General features: G+C 71.6%; 24 protein-coding genes. 12 read left to right on the forward strand and 12 right to left on the reverse strand.

All coding sequences use genetic code 11. The features are described from left to right. Nucleotides 1–10: 10 nt before the first annotated feature. Both ACQP2O_RS40310 and ACQP2O_RS40315 read right to left on the reverse strand, forming a co-directional pair. Nucleotides 11–1081 carry an enolase C-terminal domain-like protein gene (locus ACQP2O_RS40310; protein WP_433174460.1) on the reverse strand — a complete coding sequence of 357 codons (1071 nt, stop codon included), beginning with the start codon at nt 1079–1081 and terminating at the stop codon, nt 11–13. Then, a complete protein-coding gene (locus ACQP2O_RS40315; protein ID WP_433174461.1) occupies nt 1078–3963 on the reverse strand; it encodes an FAD-binding and (Fe-S)-binding domain-containing protein in 2886 nt (961 codons plus the stop codon). The genes ACQP2O_RS40310 and ACQP2O_RS40315 overlap by 4 nt, the downstream gene beginning before the upstream one ends. Before the next feature lie 80 nt (nt 3964–4043). Here ACQP2O_RS40315 and ACQP2O_RS40320 point away from each other — a divergent pair, with 80 nt between their 5' ends. Continuing rightward, nucleotides 4044–5828, forward strand: coding sequence for a thiamine pyrophosphate-requiring protein (locus tag ACQP2O_RS40320; protein WP_433174462.1), 1785 nt, complete (start codon nt 4044–4046; stop codon nt 5826–5828). 80 nt (nt 5829–5908) lie between these two features. Here the strand turns inward: ACQP2O_RS40320 and ACQP2O_RS40325 are convergent, their stop codons facing one another. The 3 genes from ACQP2O_RS40325 to ACQP2O_RS40335 all read right to left on the reverse strand — a co-directional run bounded on the left by ACQP2O_RS40325 (nt 5909) and on the right by ACQP2O_RS40335 (nt 7843). After that, on the reverse strand, nt 5909–6070 hold the full coding sequence (locus ACQP2O_RS40325; protein ID WP_433174463.1) for a hypothetical protein: 162 nt from the start codon (nt 6068–6070) through the stop codon (nt 5909–5911). A gap of 73 nt (nt 6071–6143) precedes the next feature. Next, the gene (locus ACQP2O_RS40330; RefSeq protein WP_433174464.1) at nt 6144–6953 is read right to left on the reverse strand and encodes a GAF domain-containing protein; all 810 of its coding nucleotides are present in this window, start codon (nt 6951–6953) and stop codon (nt 6144–6146) included. A gap of 206 nt (nt 6954–7159) precedes the next feature. Then, complete coding sequence (locus ACQP2O_RS40335; protein WP_433174465.1) at nt 7160–7843, reverse strand: universal stress protein; 684 nt, start codon at nt 7841–7843, stop codon at nt 7160–7162. Nucleotides 7844–8157: 314 nt separating this feature from the next. Here ACQP2O_RS40335 and ACQP2O_RS40340 point away from each other — a divergent pair, with 314 nt between their 5' ends. Together ACQP2O_RS40340 and ACQP2O_RS40345 are read left to right on the forward strand one after the other, a co-directional pair. Next, on the forward strand, nt 8158–8373 hold the full coding sequence (locus ACQP2O_RS40340) for a V-type ATP synthase subunit F (protein WP_360883001.1): 216 nt from the start codon (nt 8158–8160) through the stop codon (nt 8371–8373). A 70-nt stretch (nt 8374–8443) separates the two neighbouring features. Next, nucleotides 8444–9187 (forward strand): HAD family hydrolase, encoded by a 744-nt coding sequence (locus ACQP2O_RS40345; protein WP_433174466.1) that lies wholly within the window; start codon nt 8444–8446, stop codon nt 9185–9187. Nucleotides 9188–9194: 7 nt separating this feature from the next. On the opposite strand, the gene ACQP2O_RS40350 is transcribed toward ACQP2O_RS40345, so the two are convergent. Continuing rightward, entirely contained in the window at nt 9195–10061 is an 867-nt protein-coding gene (locus tag ACQP2O_RS40350; RefSeq protein ID WP_433174467.1) for a universal stress protein, read from the reverse strand. A gap of 274 nt (nt 10062–10335) precedes the next feature. On the opposite strand from ACQP2O_RS40350, the gene ACQP2O_RS40355 reads away from it, so the two are divergent. Next, nucleotides 10336–10923 carry an Rv1733c family protein gene (locus ACQP2O_RS40355; protein WP_433174468.1) on the forward strand — a complete coding sequence of 196 codons (588 nt, stop codon included), beginning with the start codon at nt 10336–10338 and terminating at the stop codon, nt 10921–10923. 82 nt (nt 10924–11005) lie between these two features. On the opposite strand, the gene ACQP2O_RS40360 is transcribed toward ACQP2O_RS40355, so the two are convergent. Both ACQP2O_RS40360 and ACQP2O_RS40365 read right to left on the reverse strand, forming a co-directional pair. Continuing rightward, complete coding sequence (locus ACQP2O_RS40360; RefSeq protein ID WP_433174469.1) at nt 11006–12001, reverse strand: Acg family FMN-binding oxidoreductase; 996 nt, start codon at nt 11999–12001, stop codon at nt 11006–11008. Between the two features lie 31 nt (nt 12002–12032). Then, nucleotides 12033–12899 (reverse strand): universal stress protein, encoded by an 867-nt coding sequence (locus ACQP2O_RS40365; RefSeq protein ID WP_433174470.1) that lies wholly within the window; start codon nt 12897–12899, stop codon nt 12033–12035. A gap of 700 nt (nt 12900–13599) precedes the next feature. Here ACQP2O_RS40365 and ACQP2O_RS40370 point away from each other — a divergent pair. Further along, complete coding sequence (locus ACQP2O_RS40370) at nt 13600–13812, forward strand: hypothetical protein (RefSeq protein WP_433174471.1); 213 nt, start codon at nt 13600–13602, stop codon at nt 13810–13812. Between the two features lie 238 nt (nt 13813–14050). Continuing rightward, nucleotides 14051–14572 (forward strand): hypothetical protein, encoded by a 522-nt coding sequence (locus ACQP2O_RS40375; protein ID WP_433174472.1) that lies wholly within the window; start codon nt 14051–14053, stop codon nt 14570–14572. Between the two features lie 84 nt (nt 14573–14656). Here ACQP2O_RS40375 and ACQP2O_RS40380 read toward each other — a convergent pair whose 3' ends face one another. Continuing rightward, nucleotides 14657–15151 carry a VanZ family protein gene (locus ACQP2O_RS40380; protein WP_433174473.1) on the reverse strand — a complete coding sequence of 165 codons (495 nt, stop codon included), beginning with the start codon at nt 15149–15151 and terminating at the stop codon, nt 14657–14659. Nucleotides 15152–15288: 137 nt separating this feature from the next. Here ACQP2O_RS40380 and ACQP2O_RS40385 point away from each other — a divergent pair, with 137 nt between their 5' ends. Next, entirely contained in the window at nt 15289–16344 is a 1056-nt protein-coding gene (locus ACQP2O_RS40385; protein ID WP_433174474.1) for a nitronate monooxygenase, read from the forward strand. A gap of 70 nt (nt 16345–16414) precedes the next feature. Here ACQP2O_RS40385 and ACQP2O_RS40390 read toward each other — a convergent pair whose 3' ends face one another. Beyond that, on the reverse strand, nt 16415–16801 hold the full coding sequence (locus ACQP2O_RS40390; RefSeq protein ID WP_433174475.1) for a hypothetical protein: 387 nt from the start codon (nt 16799–16801) through the stop codon (nt 16415–16417). An 82-nt stretch (nt 16802–16883) separates the two neighbouring features. Here ACQP2O_RS40390 and recQ point away from each other — a divergent pair, with 82 nt between their 5' ends. The 4 genes from recQ (at nt 16884) to ACQP2O_RS40410 (ending at nt 22820) form a co-directional block, all read left to right on the forward strand. Then, complete coding sequence (recQ, locus tag ACQP2O_RS40395) at nt 16884–18731, forward strand: DNA helicase RecQ (RefSeq protein WP_433174476.1); 1848 nt, start codon at nt 16884–16886, stop codon at nt 18729–18731. A gap of 627 nt (nt 18732–19358) precedes the next feature. Then, nucleotides 19359–20078 (forward strand): ATP-binding cassette domain-containing protein, encoded by a 720-nt coding sequence (locus ACQP2O_RS40400; protein ID WP_433174477.1) that lies wholly within the window; start codon nt 19359–19361, stop codon nt 20076–20078. Continuing rightward, complete coding sequence (locus ACQP2O_RS40405) at nt 20075–22222, forward strand: YhgE/Pip family protein (RefSeq protein ID WP_433174478.1); 2148 nt, start codon at nt 20075–20077, stop codon at nt 22220–22222. Before ACQP2O_RS40400 ends, ACQP2O_RS40405 begins: the two co-directional genes overlap by 4 nt. 7 nt (nt 22223–22229) lie before the next feature. Then, entirely contained in the window at nt 22230–22820 is a 591-nt protein-coding gene (locus ACQP2O_RS40410) for a TetR/AcrR family transcriptional regulator (RefSeq protein WP_433174479.1), read from the forward strand. Nucleotides 22821–23117: 297 nt separating this feature from the next. Here the strand turns inward: ACQP2O_RS40410 and ACQP2O_RS40415 are convergent, their stop codons facing one another. Then, a complete protein-coding gene (locus tag ACQP2O_RS40415) occupies nt 23118–23390 on the reverse strand; it encodes a GlsB/YeaQ/YmgE family stress response membrane protein (protein ID WP_433174480.1) in 273 nt (90 codons plus the stop codon). A 243-nt stretch (nt 23391–23633) separates the two neighbouring features. Between ACQP2O_RS40415 and ACQP2O_RS40420 the strand changes: the two genes are divergently transcribed. Beyond that, nucleotides 23634–24098, forward strand: coding sequence for a hypothetical protein (locus tag ACQP2O_RS40420; RefSeq protein ID WP_433174481.1), 465 nt, complete (start codon nt 23634–23636; stop codon nt 24096–24098). 53 nt (nt 24099–24151) lie between these two features. On the opposite strand, the gene ACQP2O_RS40425 is transcribed toward ACQP2O_RS40420, so the two are convergent. Beyond that, nucleotides 24152–25051, reverse strand: a complete 900-nt coding sequence (locus ACQP2O_RS40425; protein ID WP_433174482.1) for a proteasome assembly chaperone family protein — start codon at nt 25049–25051, stop codon at nt 24152–24154. Nucleotides 25052–25165 lie beyond the last annotated feature (114 nt).

Consider the following 25165-nt stretch of genomic DNA (forward strand, 5'->3'; position numbering starts at 1 on the left):
GGGCGCCGGCTCAGCGGACGCGGTACCGCTCGGCGTCGGCCCGTTTGAACTCCAGGCCGAGGCCGGGAGCGTCGTCGCGCGGGCGGATGGAGCCGCCCTTCGGCGACAGCGCGCCGTCGAAGAGCATCGACTCGATCCGCACGTGGTCGTGGAACCACTCGATGTGGCGGGCGTTCGGGATCGCGGCCATCGCGGCCGCGTGCAGGTGCGGCGCGCAGTGCGCGGACAGGTCCCTGCCGTGCGCGCGGGCCAGGCCGGCGACGCGGAGGAACTCGGTGATGCCGCCGACCCGGGTGACGTCGGCCTGCGGGCAGTCGACCGCGTCGATGATCCTGGCGAAGTACGGCAGGTCATAGCCGTACTCCCCGGCCGCCACCTCGCATTCGACGGCCGCGCGGACCTCCCGCAGACCGGCCAGGTCGTCGGAGGAGACGGGCTCCTCGAACCACCGCAGGTCGACGTCGTCGGCCTGCCGGGCGACGCGGATCGCCTGTTTGGCGGAGTACGCGCCGTTGGCGTCGGCGTACAGCTCCACGCCGCCGCCGATGATCTCGCGGGCGAGCTCGAGGCGACGCAGGTCGCGGCTCTCCCGCGTCCCCCGCGCCTCACCGATCTTCATCTTGACGCGGGGGATGCCGAGGTCCCCGGTCCAGCGCCCGAGCTGTTCCCGGGTCCGGGCCGCGTCATAGGTCGTGAAGCCGCCGGAGCCGTACACCGGCACCTCGCTGCGGACGGCGCCGAGGAGCCGGTGCAGCGGGACCCCGAACGTCCGGGCCCGCAGGTCCCACAGCGCGCAGTCGACCGCGGAGATCGCCATCGAGCAGATCCCCGGCCGCCCGGCGTTGCGGACCGCCCGGCACATCGCCTCGTGCGACGCCGGGACGTCCTCGCTCACCACCGGCGCCAGTTCCGAGGTCACCACGTCGGCGATCGCGGCCGGGCCGTACGTCCAGCCGATGCCGTGGCGGCCGTTGGCCCGCACCTCGACGAGGACCATCGTCGTCGACGTCCACTCGAGCGTGCCGTCCGCCTCTGGGCCGTCGGTCGGGATCGTGTACGCGGCCGCGGAGAGCCCGATCACGCGAGCACCTCCGCCAGGAGTTCGGCGAGGTGGACCGGCCGGGCCTGGGTCCGCTGCTCGATCTGGGTGCGGCAGGAGAACCCGTCGGCGAGGATCCGGGTGCCGTCCGCGGCGTTCCGTACGGCGGGCAGCACGCCGAGCTCGCCGACGTCGACCGACACCTCGTGGTGCCCGCGTTCGAAGCCGAAGTTGCCGGCGAGGCCGCAGCAGCCCTCGTCGAGGACCTCCGCCTCGATCCCGACACGCTCGAGCAGCTCGCGGTCGGCGTCGAACCCCCAGATGGCGTGCTGATGGCAGTGCGGCTGGGCGATCGCGTGGATCCCGGTCCCGGGCGGCGGCGCCGCGACGAACTCCGAGGCCCGGTCCAGGAGGAACTCCGACAGCGAGTGCGTCTGCCTCGCGAGCCGCTCGACGTCCTCCGACACCGGCTCCCCGGCCAGCAGCTCGGGCGCGTCGGCGCGGAACACGGCCGAGCAGCTGGGCTCCAGGCCGACGACGGGCACCCCGCGGCGGAGCCGTGGCGCGAGGGCGCGGACCGTACGCCGCAGCACGCGGGCGGCCACGCCGAGCTGGCCGGTGGAGATCCAGGTCAGCCCGCAGCACAGCGGGACGGGCGGCACCTCGACGCGGAACCCGGCCGCCTCCAGCACCCGTACGGCGGCCTTGCCCGCGTCCGGGTGGAAGTTGTTCGTGAACGTGTCCGGCCACAGCACCACCGGATCGCCGTCCCCCTGCGATCCCCGCCGGGCGAACCAGTCGATGAAGGGCTCGGACGCGAAGGAGGGCAGCTCCCGGCGGCGGTCGACGCCGCCGGCCCGCTTGACGACGCGGTTCAGGCCCTTGGCGTGCGTCAGGGCGTTCACCGCGCGCGGCGCGGCCGACGCCATCCGGGCCCACAGCGGCAGCCAGCCCATCGAGTAGTGCGCGAGCGGCCGAGGCCGCCACCGGTAGTGATGGGAGAGGAACTCGGCCTTGTACGTCGCCATGTCCACGTTGACGGGACATTCGCCGCGGCAGCCCTTGCACGCCAGGCACAGGTCGAGGGCGTCGTGCACCTCCCGCGACCGCCAGCCGTCGGTGATCACGTCGCCGCGCATCATCTCCATGAGGATGCGCGCGCGGCCGCGGGTGGAGTGCTCCTCCTCGCGGGTGACCCGGTAGCTCGGGCACATCACGCCGCCCGAGGAAGACCGGCACTTGCCGATGCCGACGCAGCGGGCGGCGGCATGGGTGAACCGGTGATGGTCATCCGGGTACGAGAAGTGGGTCCGGGGCTCGGCGGGGTCGTAGTCGAGGTGGTCGAGGTTCTCGTCGAGACGGCGGACGCGCCCGCCGGGCGGGGCGGCGACCTTGCCCGGGTTCATCCGGTCCTCGGCGTCGAAGATCCGCTTGTAGCGGCCGAACAGCTCGACGATCTCGTTCCCGAACATGATCGGCAGGAGTTCGGCGCGGGACTGGCCGTCGCCGTGCTCGCCGGACAGCGACCCACCGTACGAGGCCACCAGGCGGGCGGCCCGCTCGACGAACCGACGGTACCTGCCGACCCCGTCGGGGTCCTCCAGGTCGAAGGCGATGCGGGTGTGCACGCAGCCCTGCCCGAAGTGCCCGTACAGCGAGGCCTGCCCGTAGTCGAACTCGGTGAGCAGCGCCCGGAAGTCGCGCAGGTAGTCGCCGAGGCGGTCGGGCGGGACGGCGGCGTCCTCCCAACCCTCATGGGTGTCGGGATGGCCCGGCGGGTACGCCGTCGCGCCGAGCCCCGCCTCGCGGATCCTCCACAGGCGCTCCTCCTCGGCGGGATCGTCCATGAAGACCACGTGGGGGTCGTGCTCGCTCCCCCGCAGGTCCTTGATCATCTGCTCGGCGCTGGCGTCGGCCTCCTCACGCGTGTCGGCGCCGAACCGGACCATCAGCCAGCCCGAGCCCTCCGGCAGCCCCTCGAGGGCCTCCTTACCCGCGGCGTTCTCGGCGCGGGCGAAGTCGATCAGCGTCTCGTCCAGCCCCTCGAGCGCGAGGGGCTGGTAGCTCGCGACCCTGGGCACCGCGTCGCCCGCCCGGAAGATGTCGGGATACCCCATGACGGCGAGCGTCTGGTACTTCGCCACCGGGAACAGCTCGATCTCCGCCTGCAACACGGTGACCAGCGTGGACTCGCTGCCCACGAGCGCCCGCGCCACGTTGAAGCCCCTCTCCGGGAGCAGCGAGTCGAGGTTGTAGCCGGACACCCGGCGCGGGATGTCGGGGTACCGGGTGCGGATCAGGGCAAGGTTCTCGTCGCGCAGCTCGCGCATCGCCCGGTAGATCTCCGCGCGGCGGCCGCCCTCGGTGAGGATCTTCTCGTACTCCTCGTCGGAGGTCTCCCCGACCCACATCCGCACGCCGTCGTAGGTGAGCACCTCCAGGCGGATCACCGAGTCGACCATCTTGCCGTACGCCTGGGCCGAGGCGCCGCACGAGTTGTTGCCGACCATCCCGCCGATCGTGCAGGTGTCGTGGGTGGACGGCTTCGGCCCGACGTGCAGGCCGTGGGGCTTCAGGCGGCCGTTCAGGTCGTCCAGGCAGGCGCCCGGCTCCACCAGCGCCCGCCGCCGGCTCTCGTCCAGCCAGACCAGCCGATTGCAATACTTCGACCAGTCGATGACCACGCCTTCGTTGCAGCACTGCCCCGCCAGGCTCGTCCCCCCGCCCCGCGAGAGCAGCGGCGTCCCGTGTTCGCGGCACACCCGGACCGCCTCGACGGCGGCCTCGACGCTGTGGGGCACCACCACGCCGATCGGCGTCTGCCGGTAGTTGGACGAGTCGTGTGCGTACGCAGCGCGCGAGCCCGCGTCGAACCGGACCTCCCCGTCGACCCGCGCCTCGAGATCTCGCTGAAGGCTGCTCATACGGACCCGGATACCCGCCGAGCGGGTTTCAACCCCGTGCGCCGGGAACCGCACCCTGGGTAGGCACACGAGGAGGAGAGATGACGCGCACTGTCGCCGATTATCTGCTGGAACGCCTCCGCGAGTGGGGCGTGGAGTACCTGTTCGGCTACCCGGGTGACGGGATCAACGGCCTCGTCGCGGCGCTCGGCAAGGCCGACGACAAGCCACAGTTCGTGCAGGCCCGCCATGAGGAGATGGCTGCCTTCGAAGCCGTCGGGTACGCCAAGTTCAGCGGCAAACCGGCGGTGTGCACGGCGACCAGCGGGCCGGGCGCGATCCACCTGCTGAACGGCCTGTACGACGCCAAACTGGACCACGTCCCGGTGGTGGCGATCGTCGGGCAGACCGCCCGTTCCGCCATGGGCGGCAGCTACCAGCAGGAGGTCGACCTGATCTCCCTGTTCAAGGACGTCGCCAGCGAGTACGTGCAGATGGCGACCGTCCCGGCGCAGCTGCCGAACCTCCTCGACCGCGCGATGCGGATCGCGCTGGACGAGCGGGCGCCGACCGCCATCATCATCCCCTCCGACCTGCAGGAGGAGCCGTACGAGCCGCCGGCGCACGCGTTCAAGAACGTCCCGTCGAGCGCCCCCGGCTACACGCCTCCCGTCACGGTCGCGCCGCCCGCGGAGATCGAGCGTGCCGCTGAGGTCCTCAATGCCGGGGAGAAGGTCGCGATCCTTGTCGGTCAGGGCGCGCGCGGCGCCGCCGCGGAGGTGCGGCAGGTCGCCGAGCTGACCGGGGCGGGCGTCGCCAAGGCTCTGCTCGGCAAGGACGTCCTGCCGGACACCCTGCCGTACGTCACCGGCGCCATCGGCCTGCTCGGCACCCGGCCGTCGTACGAGATGATGCGCGACTGCGACACGCTGCTCATCGTCGGCTCGAACTTCCCGTACTCCCAGTTCCTGCCCGAGTTCGGCCAGGCGCGGGCGGTGCAGATCGACGTGGACGGCAAGCTCATCGGCATGCGTTACCCGAACGAGGTCAACCTGGTCGGCGACGCGGCGGAGACGCTGCGGGCCATGATCCCGAAGCTGAAGAAGCAGAAGAACCGCGCCTGGCGCAAGAAGATCGAGAAGAACGTCGCGCGCTGGTGGGAGACGGTCGAGAACGAGGCCATGGTCGAGGCCGACCCGATCAACCCGATGCGGATCTTCTGGGAGCTGAACGAGCGGCTGCCCGAGAACGCCATCCTGTCCGCCGACTCCGGTTCGGCGGCGAACTGGTACGCCCGCGACCTGAAGTTCCGCGCCGGCGTCCGCGGCTCACTGTCCGGCACGCTCGCCACGATGGGCCCCGGCGTGCCGTACGCCATCGGCGCGAAGTACGCCCACCCCGACCGACCCGCCATCGCCCTCGTCGGCGACGGCGCCATGCAGATGAACGGCCTCGCCGAGCTGATCACCATCCGCCGCTACTTCCACCAGTGGCGCGATCAGCGGCTCATCGTCGCCGTCCTGCACAACAACGACCTGAACCAGGTCACCTGGGAGCTGCGGGCGATGGGCGGCGCCCCGAAGTTCGAGGAGTCGCAGGTGCTGCCCGACATCTCGTACGCCGGATTCGCCCGGTCGATCGGCCTGGAGGGGATCGACGTGGAGAAGCCCGACGACCTCGGCTCCGCGTGGGACCGCGCGTTCAGCTCGAGCTGGCCGGTCGTGCTCGACATCCGCTGCGATCCGGACATCCCGCCGATCCCGCCGCACGCGGAGTTCTCGCAGGTCAAGGACATGGCCGAGGCCGTACTCAAGGGCGACCCCGACCGCGTCGGCGTCGTACGGAAGGGGATCAAGACGAAGATGGCGGAGCTGATCCACCGCTGAACGCCGAGCCGGAGGCGGTATCCGGCGCAGACATGCCGACGCGGGCCCGGGGTGGGGCCCGCGTCGCTCATCTCGGTGCGTCAGCCGTGCTCCACACGGCCGTTTCCGCGCGGCCGCGCCTCGACCTCGCGTTTCAGCTCTCGCTCGGCCTTCCGCCGAGCCTCCTCGAAGTAACGCTTAGGATCACGGGTCATGCGCTCCGACCGATCGTCGGAGTCCTGCACGACGATGTCGTCAGCCATAGCCAACTCCCTCCCTATGCGCAAGTGTCGGTGGCGCCACGGCAAAGGTCAATTTGGATCAATACCTAATGTGTTATCGGCCGAGGCGCAGCAGGCCCTCCTCCGGGGCGCCGACGGCGAGCGCGTCCGCGAGAAGGCCGGCCAGTAGACGCACGAACGGCACTTCCGCCTCGGTGACCCCGGCAACGTCGATCGCGTCCACCGTCAGCATCCCGAACGCCCGGTGCCCGGCGACCACCGGCACCGCGATGAACGACCGATATCCGTGCTGTGCCGAGCCGTGCCACCCCAGCGGCGGGTCGGTCTCGACGTCCAGTGCCACGGCGTGGTGGTTGTGCCGGATCATCGCGAAGGCCGAGTCGCCCACGGCCGTGCCCTCCTCGAAGATCGTCACGGGCTCGTCGGCGCGCCCGGCGTAAAGCTCCGGCACCAGCCTGCGCGGTTTCACGTCGTCCAGGCGGAACCAGCAGGCGCGGACGCGCTCGCCGTCGAGGAGGTGCGCCGCCGAGTCCAGGATCATCGGGACGGTCGCCTCCCGAAGGTTGCCCCGCTCCTGGCGATTCGTGGCGGTGGCGATGCGCCCGATCTGCCGGACGATCGGGTCGAGTGCGTCGTTCAGCGTGACCCGCATCTCGACGGCGGCCTCGATCGCCGCCTGCTCGGCCTCCTTGCGCAGGCGTTCCTTGCGGATCTGCTCGTACCCGGGGACCGCGGCGCCCACCACGCTCATCACGATGCTGAGCACGATCCACAGGGGTTTGAGCTTGCCGCCATCGCCCGCCTCGGCGCCGGCCAAGGCGACCAGGCCGACGGAGGCGACGCTGACCGCCGTGGTCAGATAGATGCGCCGGACAGGACGAACTCGTCTGGGAGGAAGCCGCACCCACCGCAGCGTAGGGGATCTTCGAAAGTTTCGCTTGACTAGACGTCATGACTTCGGTCATATCGCCGGGTTCGCCCCGGGGTCTTTGGCCGCAGGCGGCCAGGGGTTCCTTCCGCAGGCAGCCAGGGGTTTTAGCCAGGCGGACAGGGACACCGGCGACACGGCGGCCGGGGGCGGCGGCGAGACGGCGGTCAGGGGCGGCGGGATCAGTCGACGGGCGCGCGGACCACGGCGACCGGGCAGTACGCACGGTGGACGACGGCCTGGCTGACGGAGCCGAGGAGCATGCCGCTCAGGCCGGCGCGGCCCCGCGAGCCGACCGCGAGGAGCTCCGCGCCGGCGGACTCCTCGATCAGCACCACGCTCGCCATGCCGACCCGGACGACCGTCCGGACGTCGCGCCGTGCGGCCGCGACCCGCAGGAGCATGGCCTCGGCCACGCCCCGGTGCTCTTCTCGCTCCATGGCATGGACGAGGGTGAGGCCGCAGCCGCGATCGTCCGCCTCCGCCGCGGCGAAGCCGATCGCCGCCTCCGACAGCGCGGTGCCGTCCACGCCGACGACCACCCGGCCGGCGGACGGACCGGACGTGACGCCCGGCAGGCCGGGACGGACGACGACCACGGGGACGTCCGCGCGTACGGCCACCTCCATCGCGGTCGACCCGGCGACCAGATCGGACATGGCCAGGAACCCGGTCGAGCCGACGACGATCAGGGCGGCGTCGGCGGCCTCGACGAGCAGCCGGTCCGGGTCACGCCGCGGCAGCACCCGGACGACGGCGTTCCGCCGGCCCGCCTCCTCGATCGCCCAGGTCACGGCCTCGTCTCCGGAAGGTGTTCCGTCGACGTAGGCGATGACGGATCCCGCCTGCGCGCTGACGCCGCTCATCGCCGCGCCCCGAGATCGGTTCCCCCGGCGACCATGCCGCTCCTCCCGCATGCCGCTCGATCGGCCTCGGAGTCTTCGGGTCGGCGAGGCGAGGGCGAGCGCCGCCAGGCGGGACGAGGGGCCCGCACGTGATCCATTACTTCATTTCCAACTTTTGTCGGGCCATGTGGGCCGAACGTCCCCTTTTCCGGAGCCGGGAGGCCCTCCCCCGACCGCCCGTACATCCGGATCATGGGGATGCGCCCCGTTTTGGCCTACCTCTCCCAAGCGCGTGACCACGGCGATTAAGGGAAGACCAGAGAGAAAGGCATGACATGGCCAAAATCGCGATCATCGGGGAAGGGACCAAGGTGACGCGCTTCGGGCTCACCGGAGCGATCGTCCTGCCCGCCGAGGAGCCGGAGGCCGTCCGCGCCGCCTGGCGCTCCCTGGGCACCGACGTCGCCATCGTCGTCCTCACCTCGCGAGCGGCCCGCAGCCTGGACGGTGAGACGTCCTCGTGGCCGCTCACGGTCGTGATGCCGCCATGATCATGCAGATCACGCGTCGCGGATGGGCGGTCGTGGAGCGTGCGGAAGGAGCACGAGAAAGGCAACGCCCATGCGGACCACATCCCACGAGTGCGTACTCAGCGGGGACATCACGGCGGTGATCTTCGGCGTGGACGGCGTCGTCGTCGACACCTCGCAGGCGTCGGCCTCGGCTTGGAAGGCCGTCCTCGACCCGTTCCTGCGCTCGCACGCCGCCGTGTACGAGACGCAGTGCCGGTACTACGACGCGGTCACCGACTACCGGCGGCACATGCAGGGCCGGACCCGGCTGGACGGCGTTCGCCACTATCTGGCGACCTGTGACATTCCCCTGTGCTACGACGCCCTGCGCGGCCTGATCGCGCGCCATGATGAGCTCTTCCTCACCGCCGTCCGGCAGCGCGGGGTCCAGGCCTTCGACTCGACCGTCACGGTGCTCCACGCGGTGCGCCTGCGCGGACTCCGTACGGCGGCCGTGTCCGCGAGCAGGTACGCCGCCGAACTGCTCAGGAGAGCGGGCCTGGCGGGCCTGTTCGACGTCCGCCTGGACGGATTGGACGCGGCCGGATGCGGTATTCCGGCCTCGTCGGACCTCGGCCTGTTCCGGCTGGCCGCACGGCGGATGCGGACCCCTCCCGCGCGGACCGCCGTCGTCGAGGAGAGCCTCACCGCGGTCGAGGCCGCCCGGCGCGGCGGCTTCGGCCTCGTCGTCGGCGTGGACCGGTGCGGGCGCTCGTTGATCCTCCCCGAGTACGGAGCGGACCGGGTCATCACCGACCTGTCCGATCTCCGGATCGGGGAGCCCGTCGCCTGACACGCGCTCATCTGCGCGGCCGTACGATCGCGACCGAGCAGGGGGCGTGGTCGAGCACGGCGTGGCTCACCGACCCCAGGCGGAGCCCCGTGACCCCGCCGAGCCCGCGGTCCCCCACGACGAGGAGGCCGGCGTCCGCGGCCGCCTCCAGCAGGGCGTGCCGCGGAGTCCGCATCACGAGCCGCGTCTCGGTCTCGACGTAGGGGTACTTCTCCCGCCACGGCGACACCGTCCGCTCCAGCCGGGCGGCGCTGAGCATCCGGAGCTGTTCGGGATCGCGGAACATCCCCATCTCGGCGGAGGCGATCGCCTCCGGCTCCCAGCACGCGTACACCGCGCGTACGGGACGGCCGCGCAGCGCCGCGTCCTCGTACGCGAAGGCCAGGGCGGCCTCCGAGCTCGTGGACCCGTCCACGCCCACGACGATCGGACTGCCGGCCCCCGGATCCCCGCGGATCACCATCACCGGGCAGTGCCCGTACGCGGCCAACTGCAGGGCCGTCGAGCCCGCGTCGAGCCCGGCGAACCCGCCCCGCCCATGCGAGCCGACGATCGCGAGAGCGGCGTTCTCCGACTCCTCGATGAGGATCGCCGAGGCCGGGCCGGCCGCGAAACGCGGGCGTACCGTCAGCGCGGGGCAGATCCGGCGGGCCACGAACACGCCGTGGTCAAGAGTGTGCCTGCCCATCCTCCGCACCGTCTCCAGCGCCTCGGGCCCCGAGGGCGGGACCGGGTACGGCCAGTGCCAGGCATGGCAGACGGTGAGCGAGAGTCTCCGTGTCCGCGCTTCCTCGACCGCCCGGCGAAGCGCGCGCTCGGCCCCCGCGGAGCCGTCGAAACCCACCAGGACGTAACTGCCGTCGAAGGATCTCATCGGATCTTCCTCCCGCTGTCGCCGCCGGGTGTGAGGGCCCCTATTCCCTCCCACCCGGCGGCCTTCCCCCGTCAGGCGCGGGTACCCACGGGCCGGTGTGACGCCGGCTCGTCCGGCCTACTAGAAGCCAACCCCACCAGGCCTTCTCGGAGGAGAGGCCAAAGCCCACGGAGGGGAAGGACTCTCGGACCTTCAGGCCAGGACCAGAGACCCTCCCCAATTTCATGCAAGGACGCCTAACCTGCGGGTAGAAGGGCCGTGATGGAGGTGTCCCATGCGTGCACTCACGATCCAGGTGCTGGGCTGCGTCCGTTACCTGCGCCCAGACCGCAATCCCCTTCGGCGCCCGGTCGACCGTGTCCATGCGCGGCTCGTGGCCGTGCTGACGGCGGTTTTCCTCGTCACGGGCGTCATCGCGGCTCTTCTCATGATCCACTTCGTCGGCGGTGCCGGACTGCGGGCCGAACACCATCAGGCTCGGGCCCGCTACCAGGTCGACGCCCTGGTCACCGCGACCGGCACGGCGGCCTCCAGGAACGGCATCGGCCAAGAGACACGGCTCCGCTGGGAGGACCGGACAGGCGGGGTCCACACGGGTACGGTCGTGCCCACCGGCGACGACCGCGTCGGCGTCCATCGCCGGGTCTGGATCAACCAGAAGGGCCACCTGACCGCCCGGCCTCGCACCCACGCGCAGACGCTGACCGACACCACCCTGGCGGTGTTCGCGGCTCTCACCTCGCTGACGATCCTGCACGCCGGCGTGTACGCCGCCGTCAACCGCCGTCTCGAACGCCGGCGGATGGCGCTGTGGGAGGACGCGTGGGCCGCCACCGCGCCCCGCTGGACCGGCCGCTCCTGACCAGGGGGTCGCCGCGCGCAGGTGAGTACGGACGTGACCGCGTGGGTCCCCGGGCCGCCTGACGGGGCCGGGTGGTTCGCCGTCACAGGTCGTCCGCCACGATGTCCGCGGCGGATCGCCGGGCACCGGCGAACTCGTCGTCGGCCGCGCCCAGGCGCATGATCATCTGTGGGTACGTCGCGTCGCAGAAGCGCGTCCGGATGAACTCCCGCAACTCCGGCACCTCGAGCACCTGGGTGTGGAACGCGGCCGACACGTCGTCCTCGGCGGCCCGCAGCAGTACCCGCTGGAGGGCCTGTCCGGCCCGGAGCCAGTCGGTACGGCCGTCCCCGGCGGTCGTCAGCAGGGCGACGACCCCGGTGGCCTCCCGTGGCTCTCCGCCGGTCATGCCCCAGCCCTGGCCGCGCGCGAAGTCCCGCTCCGCGACGTGCGGCTCGGTGTCGTCCGGGTCTCGCGGAGGGGCCTCCTCGTGGACTCCGTCCAGCTGATCGCTCCCCGGAGGAGGCGCCCAGCGGGCGACCTCCGCGACGTACGCCGGGTCCATCCGCTGCATCTGCTCGGCGGCATCGGACAGCGCGGCGAGCGCGACGCGCACGCGGGGGTCGGCCACGATGCGCAGCGAGACGTGCTCGGCGCAGGCGTGCGCCCGCAGGTCCTGCAGGAGCCCGACCGGCAGCGCGCAGGCCCGGAAGCCGCCGAGGTGCGTACGCCGCCGTTCGATCTGCTCGCACATCTGTCGCTCGTCGTCGGAGACGGGCTGCGGCTGCCCCAGGCTCACATCGGCGATCAGCCCCGGCCGCTCGGGGTCGGACCCCATGCGCACCTCCGGCCGGCGTCCGAGGCGGCGGACGGCGAGCCGGAGCGTGAACAGCGCGGCGCCGCAGCTGATCAGCATCTCCCTGCCGTGCGGATCCACGACGTTCAGGCGGCGTTCGGTGTCGGCGTGCAGCGTCACCGTCTCGCCGTGGGTGTCGAACCACCAGGGCCGGGTGTCGTGTGCCGAGGGGGCCCACACCGCGGCCTCGACGAGCCGTTGCAGGAGTTCACCGCGCTCCGGGGTGTCCGGGGATCCGGTCATGTCTCCTCCTGTGGTCACCACCTTTTGGATCTCAGGGCGCGGTCGGCACGACGGCCAGCGGACAGTGCGCCCGGTGCAGCAGCGCGTGTGAGACCGAACCGAGCAGCAACCCCACGAAGCCGCCCCGGCCACGGGTCCCGACCACCAGCAGATCCGCCTGGGCGGAGGCGCCCGCGAGCACTCGCGCCGGGCGGCCGTGCACGACCTCCGAGGTCACGTCGACGGTGGGGAACTTGTCCCGCCAGGCGACGAGGGACTCCTCGAGCCTCCGCAGTTCCTCCCCGGCGACGACCTGCGGGTCGTACACCAGAGGCTGCATGTCCCCCGGTCCGGTCGACGCCGGGTGCGACCACACGTGCACCACCCGCAGCCGCGCTCCCCGCAGTGCCGCCGCCTCGAACGCGAAGCCGATCGAGGGCTCCCCCGCCGTCACGGTGTCCACCCCGACCGCCACTTCGCCCCGTACCTCCGGTTCCAGTCCCCGGACCACGACGGCCGGAACCTTCGCGTGCGAGACGGCCTGGAGCGTCGTGGACCCCAGGAGGAGGCCCGTGGCGGGGCCGGTCCCGTGGCCGCCGAGCACGATCATGGCCGCGTCGTCCGCGCGGCTCAGGAGGGCCCGAGCCGCCGGCCCCGGCACGAGCTCGCCCTCCACCACCACGGCCGGGTCACGCTCCCGCGCGGCCGTCACGGCCGCGTCGACGACCTCGCCGCCCGTGGACAGCAGCCACGTCCGTACGGTGGCGAAACGGGGATCGACCGGTGTGTCGTACAACCAGGGCGCGACGGCGTGCAGGACCCGCAGCGGCAGGCCGCGCCGGCTCGCCTCCTCGGCCGCCCAGGCCACGGCGGACGTGGCACTGTCCGATCCGTCCGTTCCCACGAGCACCACGTTCATGATCACCGTCTCCTCCCGGCGCCGAGGCGACGACGGCCCGCCCGGCGTCCCACCTTCAGCACAGCCGCGCGGAGAGGGGCTCCCCAGGGGCGAAAGGTCCTTGAAGTCCTCACGTTCGTCCCGGATGCCGATCGCGCCACCCCGCATCGTGACGTGGCGGGAACTCCGTTGGCCTTCCATGGCCGGCCGAAACCCCGCGCATGAGGATTCCATTGTGCAGACCGTCAAGGCTCTTCCCCGCCCCTTGCGGGCCGATTAATCGCCTCATGCCGCGCGATATGCCATTGATGAATGAGCTGTGTAAGCGAGCGAATCCCCGAGAACGAGCAGCGGACGATATCCGTCGGCGAGCGACCTGGAACTCCGCGACGCATCGCGCATTGACGCGTCCGACGCCCCTGAGCCTTGGACCACAGCGGCACGGACCGCCCACGACCCCCAACCCGGCTGGTCACACGCCCGTACGACCTCGCACGGAGATCCGGAACCCTCGGGAACAAAGTGGCCATATCTGTGTATTAAAGTCAAGACATGAGCTATGGCGAATGAGAGTCAATTATCGGCATATCTCGGCCGATGCAGTTGATTCTCGCCGACTGACCATGTGGTGTTGTTTGTGGCGATCGGACCCGATTAGTCCAATTGCCTGGCGTGGTCGATCACCGGCACGCCACAAGCCGATCCAGGGAGGTTGCTTCAGATGATGATTCCGAAGCGGATGGCGCTCGCGATCTCCGGCCTGGCCTTTGCAGGAACGACCGCGCTGACGATGGGTGCCGCGGCACCCGCCGGCGCCCAGACGGTGACCAGCACCCCTCAGCACACGGCCACACTCACCACCTGCGGGTGGTGGGGCGGCTGCGGTGGCTGGTGGGGCGGCTGGGACGACTGCTGGGACGACTGCTGGTGCTGAGTCCGGACAGCGACTAGAGGACCGTGAGCGCGCCCGCGAGCCGTGCGATGCGACCGGGCGCCATCGGCGAAGGGCCCCGCACCGATGTGATGGTGCGGGGTCCCTTCATGCTCACTTTTGTACATAGAACATGAAACTTACTCACAAGTAAGTTGACGAAAATTACGGGCTTGTTACAGATAAGTAAGAGGCCCGGGTCAGACCTCCCCCGCATCTCCCGGGCCGGAAGGAGTCCCCCATGAGCAAGTCCCTGGGACGGCGCGCGGCCACCACCGCCGCGGTCATCGCGCTCGGCGGCCTCGGAGTCGTCGCGGCACAGGCACCGGCGAGCGCGTCCACCTTCACCGCCTCGTACACCTGCAACTCACCCCTCGGGAACCAGACCATCACGGTCAACGGGACCGCCACCGCGTCGCCCAACCCGACGACGGTCGGCACCTCGACCCACTTCACGGCACACATCGCGACGAGCCTGTCGTCGCCCCTGGCGATCAACTCCTGGAGCGCCACCCTGACCGCCAACGTGAGCGGGGCGCAGACCGCGTCCTTCCAGGCCACCGGATCCGGCGGCTCGATCCCCGCGAACCAGCCCGTCGCCGCCGACGTCGCGGGTAACTGGACCCCGACCGCGGCGGGAACCGACCAGATCTCGGGCGGCAACGTCACGATCAAGGCGAACGTCGTGCTCGTCGGCAACATCACGGCCACGTGCACCCCGAACAGCCCGATTCCCGTCGCCGAGACGCTCACGGTGAACTGACCCGGCCCGGCGGCCTCGCGATCATCGACGCGGGGCCGCCCCGGTCACGTCAGGACTGTTCACGAACTCACCTTCCGGAATCCCTCAGCCGGAATGCGCCCATCGCGCGAACCTGCGGCCCACCAGAAGGTAGGCGAGGGCCGCGCCGGCCGTATTGAGGATCACATCGTCGATGTCGAACGTGCGTCCCGTGATCAGCAGGCCCTGCACCGCCTCGATCCCCAGGGAGATCAGCGCCACCGCCAGGGTCAGGCGGACCAGGCCGCGGAGACGGGCGAACAGGATGGGCAGCAGGACCCCGAGCGGCATCATGAGCGCCAGGTTGCCGCCGATCTCCAGGACCGCCTCCTTGACGCTCGGCCGGTCCAGGTAGAACCGCAGGGTGGCCCCCGGGTGAGGATTGTCGTGGACCTGACCTCCGGCTCCGGGCACCGGGCGCAGCGTCAGCCGGGCGAGCGCGACGGCGAACACCACGGCCACGGCAAGTGCCACGAGGACCCACAGCCACCGGATGAGCCGGGCGACGAAAGACCGGGCGACCCGATGTTCGGTACGGCGCCGCTTCGCGACGAACAGCATCTGCGCCTTCCCCTGGGGCGAGTGAACGGGGGACGTGCGCACCGATACCCGTACGACGGTCGGATATTCGCCTCCGAGACCGGTCCCGTACGATGGTTCGTTGACCGAACCCACGGACCTGGCCGAACGGAGGACCGATGATCCTCGACGAACTGCCCGTGCCGATCGTGCTGGCGCCGCTGGCCGGCGGCCCGTCCACCCCGCGGCTCGCCGCGGCGGTCAGTGAGGCGGGCGGGCTCGGCTTCCTCGCCGCCGGCTATCTCACCGCCGACACCCTGCGGGCCCGCCTCGACGAGACGCGCGCGCTGACCCGCCGGTCCATCGGCGTCAACCTCTTCGTCCCCGGCCGACCGACGGCGCCCGAGACCGTCGCTCGGTACTCCGCCGGACTCGCCGACGAGGCGGCACGCGTCGGCGCGCCACTCGGCGAGCCCCGCTTCGAGGACGACGACTGGCGGCCCAAGCTCGACCTCCTGACGGAGACACCCGCCACCGTCGTCTCGTTCACCTTCGGCTGCCCCGCCCCCGACGTGATCGAGCGGCTCCACGGAGTCGGCAGCGAGGTATGGGTGACGGTCACCCGGGAGGACGAGGCCGTCCAGGCGGTCGGAGCAGGCGCGGACGCGCTCGTCGTCCAGGGCGCCGAGGCCGGGGGGCACCGGTCCGCCTTCGTCGACGACGCCGACGACCGCGCCGACGGGATCGGCCTGCTGTCCCTGCTGCAGCTCGTACGGCACACGGTCGCCGTTCCGCTGGTGGCCGCCGGGGGCATCGCCACCGGGGCCGGCGTCGCGGCGGCACTGGCCGCCGGGGCATCGGCGGCGCAGCTCGGCACCGCGTTCCTCCGCTGTCCGGAGGCCGGCACCAATCCGGTGCACCGGCAGGCCCTGGCCTCTTCCGTCCCGACCGCGATGACGCGTGCGTTCACCGGCCGCCTCGCGCGCGGCGTCCTCAACCGCTTCCTCGACGAGCACAGCGACGACGCGCCCGTCGCCTACCCCGAGATCCACCACGTCACCGCGCCGCTGCGGCAGGCCGCGCGCGCCGCCGGCGACCCCGACCTGGTGAATCTCTGGGCCGGCCAGGCTCACACGCTCGGCCGGGACGTGCCCGCCGGCGAGCTCGTCGGCATCCTCGCCAAGGAGACCGACACGGCGCTGACGGCCGCGTCGGCACGCCTGCGCCGGTCCTAGGCGGCCCTCGCCGACCTTCGGCCAGACCTGGACGGCCCCTTGGGCAATCTTCGCTGCGGCCTCGGTTGCCCTAAGCGGCGCGCCGGTCCTCGACGTGGACGACGTGCAGTTCCTGCCCGTCCTGGTCGCGCTTGGCGCGCCCGTACAGTCCGACGTTCAGGTCGGACGGCTCGCCGTCGCCGGACAGCTCGTCGGGCGCGACGTAGGTGAGCACGTCGTTGTGGTGCCCGTACACCACCCAGCCCGGCCCCGGATCGAGGGTGATGGTCCCGAAGTCACCGGCCGAGGTCCCCGCCTGCACGGGGCCGTACTCCCGCAGGATCTCGGTGGCCTGGACGGCGAGATCCTCGGCGGGCTCCATGAGGATCACGCAGGTCCCGTTGGCGAACAGCACCCACGACTTGTGGTCACCGATGATGATGCGCCGCCACGTCTCCACCAGCTCGGGAACGTCCATGGGGAGATCATTCCACCCAGGGTCGTCCACAGCCCGCGAGTTTCCGAGCCCGGGAGGGTGTGGTTCCTCATAGGGTGGCGAAATGGCTTCCCCCCAAGACGACTTCCCGATGAGCGAGGCGTCCGAGGTCCTGCGGCGCGTCTTCGGCTACGAGGAGTTCCGGGAGGGCCAGCAGGAGATCATCGAGCATGTCATCGCCGGTGGCGACGCGCTCGTGCTCATGCCGACCGGCGGCGGGAAGTCGCTGTGCTACCAGATCCCGGCGCTCGTCCGGAAGGGCGTCGGCGTCGTGATCTCGCCGCTCATCGCCCTGATGCAGGACCAGGTCGACGCGTTGCGGGCCCTCGGCGTGCGCGCCTGGTTCCTCAACTCCACCCAGGACCCGGACGAGCGGCGCACGGTGGAGGCGGCGTTCTCGGCGGGCGAGCTGGACCTGCTCTATCTCGCGCCGGAGCGGCTGCGTCTGGAGTCGACGCAGCGGCTGATCGACGGCGCCGACGTCTCGGTGTTCGCCATCGACGAGGCGCACTGCGTGGCGCAGTGGGGGCACGACTTCCGGCCGGACTACCTGGCGCTGTCGGTGCTGCACGAGCGCCGCCCCGACGTGCCCCGGATCGCGCTGACCGCCACCGCCACCCCGGCGACGCACCAGGAGATCGCGACCCGGCTGCGTCTCGAGGACGCCCGCCACTTCGTCGCGAGCTTCGACCGGCCCAACATCCAGTACCGCATCGCGCCGAAGAAGGAGCCCAAGCGGCAGCTGCTGGACCTGCTGCGCACCGAGCACCCCGGCGACGCCGGCATCGTCTACTGCCTGTCCCGCGCCTCGGTGGAGAAGATCGCCGCCTTCCTCGTGGAGAACGACGTCACGGCGCTGCCGTACCACGCGGGGCTCGACCCGGCCACCCGCGCGGCGAACCAGGCGCGGTTCCTGCGCGAGGACGGCGTGGTGATGGTCGCGACCATCGCGTTCGGCATGGGCATCGACAAGCCCGACGTACGCTTCGTCGCCCACCTCGACCTGCCCAAGTCCGTCGAGGGTTACTACCAGGAGACCGGCCGCGCCGGGCGCGACGGCCTGCCCTCCACCGCCTGGCTCGCGTACGGCCTGCAGGACGTCGTCCAGCAGCGGAAGCTCATCGACGGCTCAGAGGGAGACGCCACGCACCGGCGCCGGCTCGCGGCGCACCTCGAGGCGATGCTCGCGCTGTGCGAGACCGTGGAGTGCCGTCGTGTCCAGATCCTCGGCTACTTCGGCCAGGAGGGCACCGCGTGCGGCAACTGCGACACCTGCCTGTCACCGGCGGAGTCGTGGGACGGCACGGTCGCCGCGCAGAAGGTCCTGTCGACGGTCGTGCGGCTGCTGCGCGAGCGGCGTCAGAAGTTCGGCGCGGGTCACATCGTCGACATCCTGCTCGGCAAGAAGACCCCGAAGATCATCCAGCACGACCACGACGCCCTGACGGTCTTCGGGATCGGCACCGAGCTGAGCGACGTGGAGTGGCGCGGCGTCGTCCGTCAGCTCCTGGCCCATGGCCTCCTGGCCGTCGAGGGCGAATACGGGACGCTCGTGCTCACCGACGCCAGCGCGGACGTGCTGCGCGGCGAGCGGCAGGTCCGCATGCGACGCGACCCCGCGCGTACGGCGCCCAAGGCGGCCAAGGCCACCAAGGCTCGCGCCGCCACCGCCGAGCTGCCGGAGGAGGCCGTTCCCGTCTTCGAGAGCCTGCGCGCCTGGCGCGCGGCCACCGCCAAGGAGCAGGGCGTCCCCGCGTACGTCATCTTCCACGACGCGACGCTCCGCGAGATCGCCACCCGCTCGCCGGCGTCCCTCGCCGAGCTGTCCTCCGTCAGCGGTGTCGGCGAGAGCAAGCTCGCCAAGTACGGCCAGCAGGTCCTCGACACCCTGGCCGCACCTCCGCCCGCCTGACCGGCACCGCCCCGCGTTCGGCCATCTCACGTCGTACGCCGCGCGGAACCGGCCGCCGTACGCGCCACCGGGTCACGGGGGCGAGGCCCGCGCGACGACGTGGGCGGCGCGAGGCGCCCCCGGCGGGGTCGGCCGTACGACCGCACCTGGCAGGAATCGCCGACGGATCGACCAAGGCCGGGCCCATCGTGGCGCAGAGGTGTTCGGCCCACGTATGACGCTCATCGCCCACGCGCCGGGACAACACGGTCACCAGGTGAGTCGCGCCGAGCGACCTCATCACCGGCAGCGACTTCACCTTCGGCCGGTGCGTCACCGCCGGCATGCCTCGCCCGACGGCAACGAAATCGATCGTGATCGTCGGAGCCATGCACGCAGACGGCAGGTGTCCCATCCCCGGTGGTCGACTCATTTTCCCGGCACGAGCACACGGTCACCTCGCGCGCCGACGGCCGCGAACACGCGCTGGCCGCGGCATCGGCGGCCGGGGCACCGGTTCGCGTCCTGGCTCGGAGGGCGGACGACGTCCCACGGGTGAGTCACATCACCACCGATCTCGCTTGGGCTTCCGTCGGTCCGGAGTATTTTTGAACTGACCAGTCAGTGCAAAAACGACCAGGGACGACCGTGACAGGCAACGCTCACCCCGAAGAGACCGCGACGGAGCCGCTGGATTCAGGCCCACCGGAGTCCGCCGGGCAACGATCCCCCGCGCCTCTCCTGACCGCTCGCGGGCTGTCGCTGAAGGGTCCCCGGGGCTGGGTGTACCGCGACGTCGACCTGGCCCTGACCGACGGCGGGCTCGCGGTGGTCTCCGGCGAGGCCGGCACCGGCCGCACCTGCCTGCTGCTCACCCTGGCGGGCCGGATGCGTCCCACCTCCGGGGAGGTCGCGGTCGCCGGGAAGGCGACGCCGACCGCGATCCAGCGCGTCGCGGCGCTCGGCGAGACCGGAGGCGTCAACGACCTCGACGACGCGCTCACCGTCGCCGAGCACGTCTTCGAGCGCAGGCACCTGCACGCGGGGCTCCTCCCCCGCCGACTGACCAGGCGGGACGAGCAGGTCGCCGCCGCGCTCGCCCCAGTGGGACTCGCGATCGATCCCGGCACGCCGACCGGGGATCTCGGCCCGCGCGACCGGCATCTGCTCGGCGCGGCGCTGGCCCTCATGGACCGGCCGCGGCTCCTCGTCCTCGACGACATCGACCGCGGGATGCGCGGCGACCATCAGCGCGAAATGTGGGAGTCCCTGCGCGCCCTCACGGCGCGGGCGGGCGTGACCATCGTCGCGAGCTGTGTCGACGCCGCCCCCGCCTCCGACCTCGCCGACCTGGAGGTCGTGCTGTGAGGTTCCCCTCCGTGTCCCTGTCCGGGCTGGAACTGCGACGCTTCGCCCGGGCCAAGCTCACGCGGCTCGCGGTCGTCGCGCTGGTGATGCTGCCCCTGCTGTACGCCGGGCTGTACCTGTGGTCGTTCTGGGACCCGTACGGCAAGATCTCGCGGCTTCCCGTCGCCCTGGTGGTGGACGACAGGCCCGCGACCGTCGGCGGCAGGACGGTGAACGCCGGGCAGGAGCTGGCCCACGAGCTCGAGCGGCGCAAGGTCTTCGACTGGCATGAGGTCGACGACCGTACGGCCGCCGACGGCGTCGCGAACGGCCGCTACTACATGTCGCTCACGATCCCGGCCGGCTTCAGTTCGGGCATCGCCTCCCCGCAGGACCAGCGGAACGCGCCGCAGCCCGCCGCCCTGCAGGTCCACCTCAACGACGCCAACAGCTACATCGCCAGCACGATCGCGAACGCCGCCTTCAACGAGATCAAGGCGGCCGCCGGGTCCAGCACCGTCCACGGATACTTCGACCAGATCTTCGTCTCGTTCGGGCAGTTGCACGACAAGCTCCAGCAGGCCGCGGAGGGCGCCGACAAACTGGCCCAGGGCATCGACAAGGCCGAGAGCGGCGCCGCGCAGCTGCGGAAGGGCATCGGGACGGCCAAGGACGGCACCGGCCGGCTCACGATTGGGCTCGCCACCGCCAAGAGCGGCGCCGACCAGCTGGTGGCCGGCCTCGCCAAGCTGGACGCAGGCGCGGCGAAGCTGCAGTCGGGCAGCGCGCAGGTGGCCGCCGGGACCCAGCGGCTCACCACGACGTTCGACCAGGTCACGGACAAGCTCCTGCCCGTGTTGCGGGAGCACCCCGGCGACATCAGGAACGCCGCTCTGCTCGTGGCCCAAGGCGCGGACGCCGCGGCCACCGCCCTCGACGCCCTTCCGAACCAGACCGCGCAGGCCGTACGCCAGGCCGCGTCCGCCCGCAAGACGATCTGCGCGCTCGCCGAGACGCATCCGGAGGCGGCGCCCGCCTGCTCGGCGGCCACGACGGTGCTCACCACCGCCAAGGAGGTCAACGCCCAGGTACGGGCGCACACCGGGGAGCTGCGCCGGGTCGCCGCCCAGGCCCGGCGGCTGGCCGCCGACGCCCGCAATCTCGCCGCGGACGCACCGCACCTGGCCGGCAAGGTCGAGCAGGCACGGCACGACGTCCACCGCCTGAACAGTGGCGCGCACCAGGTCGCCGCCGGCCTGGTCACCCTGCACCAGGGCATCGGCACCGCCTACGCCGGAGAGGTCACGCTGTCGCAGGGCCTCGGGAGGCTGCAGTCCGGAGCGGCGCAGCTGGACTCGGGGCTCGGCCGGCTCTACACCGGCGCCCAGCAGCTGGAGTCCGGGCTGAGCCAGGCGTCCAGCGGCGCCCACCGGCTGGCCAAGGGCCTGAACCAGGGGGCCGGGCAGGTCCCCGACTACACCAAGGACCAGCGGAACCAGCGCTCCGGTGTGATGAGCGACCCCGTACGCCTGGCGACGGCGAAGTCCAACCCCGCCCCCGACTACGGCACCGGGTTCGCGCCGTTCTTCGTGCCCCTCGCCCTGTGGGTCGGCGCGATGTTCGTCTACATGGTCCTGCGTCCGCTGAACCCCCGGGCGCTGGCAGCGGCGGCGCCGACGTGGCGGGTGGCGTTCGCCGGCTGGTTCCCGGCGGTCCTGGTCGGCGTGGCCCAGGTCGCGGTGCTGCTGCTCGTGCTGAAGTTCGCCCTCGGGCTGACGGCCGTGCGCTGGGCCGGGATGATCGGCCTGCTGGTCCTCACCGCCGCCTCGTTCATGGCCGTGGTGCAGCTCGTGTACGGCAAGTTCGGGCCGGTCGGACGGGTGATCGCGTTGGTGCTGCTGATGCTCCAGCTGACCTCGTCGGCCGGGACGTACCCGATCCAGACCAGCCCGAGGTTCTTCCAGGTCCTGCACCCCATCCTGCCCATGGGCTGGGTGGTCACCGCGCTCCGTCATCTGATCAGCGGCGGGCCGCTGACCTCCGTATGGGAGTGTTGTGCGGTGCTGCTGGCCTACCTCGTGGGCGGCCTGGCACTGACCATGCTCACCGTTCGCCACGAACGCGTGTGGACGCTCAAGCGCCTGCACCCCGTGCTCAAGCTGTAGGGAGACCATGCCCACCCGACGGGAACGCACGCGGCAACGCCTGTACGACGCCGCCGTCGAGCTGATCGCCGAGCACGGCTACTCCGCCACGACCGTCGACCAGATCGCCGAGCGGGCCGGAGTCGCCAAGGGGACCGTCTACTACAACTTCGCCGGCAAGGCCGCGCTCTTCGGCGAACTGCTGGAGTACGGCATCGACCGGCTCGCCGAGACGCTGCGCGCCGCCGCCGAGGGCCGTCCTCCGCTGGAGGCGCTCGACGCCGTGGTCGGCGCGGAACTCGCCTTCATCGGGGAGTACGAGGCGTTCGCCCGGCTGCTGCTGGCCGAGACCTGGCGGGCGGGCGGCGACTGGCAGGCGACGGCGCGGCTGATCCGGGAGCGCGCGGTCGGGGTGATCGCCGACGTGCTGCGCGCCGCCGTCGCCCACGGGGATCTCCGCGCCGACCTGGACGTCGGCATGGCGGCGTCGGCGGTCTTCGGCATGGTGCTGACGGTCGCGCTCGACTGGCGCACGCTGCAGCCCGCGCGCCCTCTCACCGACGTACACGCGACGCTCGTCGACCTGCTCCGCGGCCGTATCGCGGGACCGGCCACGTAGACGCCGCAGGACCCGACGCTTAGACCCTCCAGGACGCCGCGCAGAGACGCCGCGCAGGGACGCCGCGCAGAGACGCCGCGCAGGGACGCCGCGCAGGGACGCCGCGCAGGGACGCCGCGCAGGGACGCCGCGCAGAGACGCCGCGCAGAGACGCCGCGCAGAGACGCCGCGCAGGGACGCCGCGCAGGGACGCCGCGCAGGGACGCCGCGCAGGGACGCCGCGCAGGGACGCCGCGCAGGGACGCCGCGGGCCGGCCGACATGACGTCGGGCCGGCCCGCGGCGGGGAGAACGGTGGTCAGCGCACCCCTCGGCGGCCGTACATGCCCGCGGCGAGAGCCACGCCGACGGCGGCCAGGCCGATCTGGATGATCAGCTCGATCCAGTCGACGCCCTTGGTGTCGGCGACGCCGAGACCGCCCGCGATGGCGGTGCCGATCAGCGCCGCGACGACGCCGATGACGATCGTGAGCCAGATCGGAATGTGCTGACGGCCGGGGACGACCAGCCGGCCGAGCGCACCGATGATCAGGCCGATGATGATGGCGGTGATGATCCCAGTGACGTGCATGTCCAGGGCTTCCTTTTCACTCGGGGCTCCAGGTGGCCGGATGGTTCCCCGGATCGGGCCGGGTATGCACGGCCTCTTCCGTATTCGGCCCCATCCGTGGTAAGGGCCTGACCGGACGACCTCCCGGCTGGGGCACCTGTTGACAGGGCCTCCACATGCCGTATTATCTCTCATATCGAGAGGCTCTTATACGGAGAGCACAGCAACCCGGCGTTGCCCGATTTCCGAGGAGGAAAAACCGCGATGAACGCCACCAGCACCGACACCGTCCGCGTCCACGCCCACTACGACTCCGTCAAGCACCTGGGCCACTGGACGACCAGCCGCGACTTCGAGGTCCGCGCCCGCCGCGGCAGCGTCGTCCTGGACCTGCGCTCGCCCCGCATCCCGGACGGCGACATCGAGGTGCGCGTCGACCTCGACCACGCGATGGTCAAGCTGCTCGTCCCCGACGACGCCGTCATCGACCACTGGGACCTGGAGTGGCTCGGCCGCGGCAAGGTCAAGGACGCGGAGGGGGCGGCCGTCGAGACGCCGGGCCGCCGCATTCACCTCAGCGGGCGGATCCGGCACGGCGAGATCCGCGTGAACCGCGCCGGCGTGGCGGTGCTCTCCGCCATGTTCTCGCGGGAGTTCATCGAGGACGCTCGCCGCGCGCACAAAGAGGGCGGCACGCCGGCCGTGGCCGACCCCGCCCGTACCCCCTGAATCGACGATCCGGCGCAGCGGCCCCCGAAGGACACTGCGCCGGATCCGCCGGCCTACTGGTCGTTCTGTTCGGCGAGGAACCGCTCGAACTCCGCGGCGATCTCCTCGCCGTCCGGCATCCGCGCCGGTGATCCGGCCAGCGGCAGGCTGTTCCGGCCCGCATCCATGATCTCGTCGTACTGCACCTCGAGGTTGCGCACCGCCTCCGCGACGTCCTCGGAGGCGGCGACCTCGCCGTCGATCTGCTTACGCGCCTCCGCCGCGGCCTCGTCGAGGTCCGCGGTGGGGAACATCAGCCCGGTGGCGGAGTTGATGCCCTTCAGCAGCGCGAGCGCGGCCGTCGGGTACGCCGCCTGGGCGAGGTAGTGCGGCACGTGCGCCGCGAACCCGATCGCGTCACGCCCGGCCTCCGCCATGCGGTACTCGATCAGCGCGGACGCGCTGCCGGGCACCTCGGCCCGGTTGATCCACGCCGGGTGCTCCCCCAGCAGGTCGGGCCGGTTGCCGTGCGGCGTCAGGCCGGTCTCCCGCGTGTGCGGCACGGCCATGGGGATGCCGTGCACGCCGATCGCCAACTGGACGTCGAGCCGCTCGCCGAGCGAGATCACCGCTGCGGCGAACCGCTCCCACGCCCGGTCCGGCTCCGGTCCGGCCAGCACCAGGAACGGCACTCCGACGGCGTCCTCACACGCGTACACGGCCAGCTCGGGAGTCTCGTAGTCGACCCAGCGATCCGTGTCGAAGATCATCGGCGGTCGCCGGGACCGGTAGTCGATCAGCGAGTCGGCATCGAACGTCGCGATCCGCTGCGCGCCGAGCGTCCTCAGGTGCTCGGTGGCCAGCCGCCCGGCACGCCCGGCGTCCATGAAACCGTCCAGGTGGTACACGAGCACCGGCCGGTCCAACTCGGGAATCTCCTCGGCCAGCGTGTAAAGCTCACTCTGTTCGGCCACAAAGCCCTCCTCAACGCGTCAATGTCCGTGAGAACGTGTCAGACCTCAGGTGAATTCCAGCACGCGCCGAGGAAATACCGGCAATTCCGCGATGCCCAACGCCGGGGAACAGCA

The sequence above is a fragment of the Actinoallomurus sp. CA-150999 genome, from assembly GCF_050942425.1.
Lineage (GTDB): Bacteria > Actinomycetota > Actinomycetes > Streptosporangiales > Streptosporangiaceae > Actinoallomurus.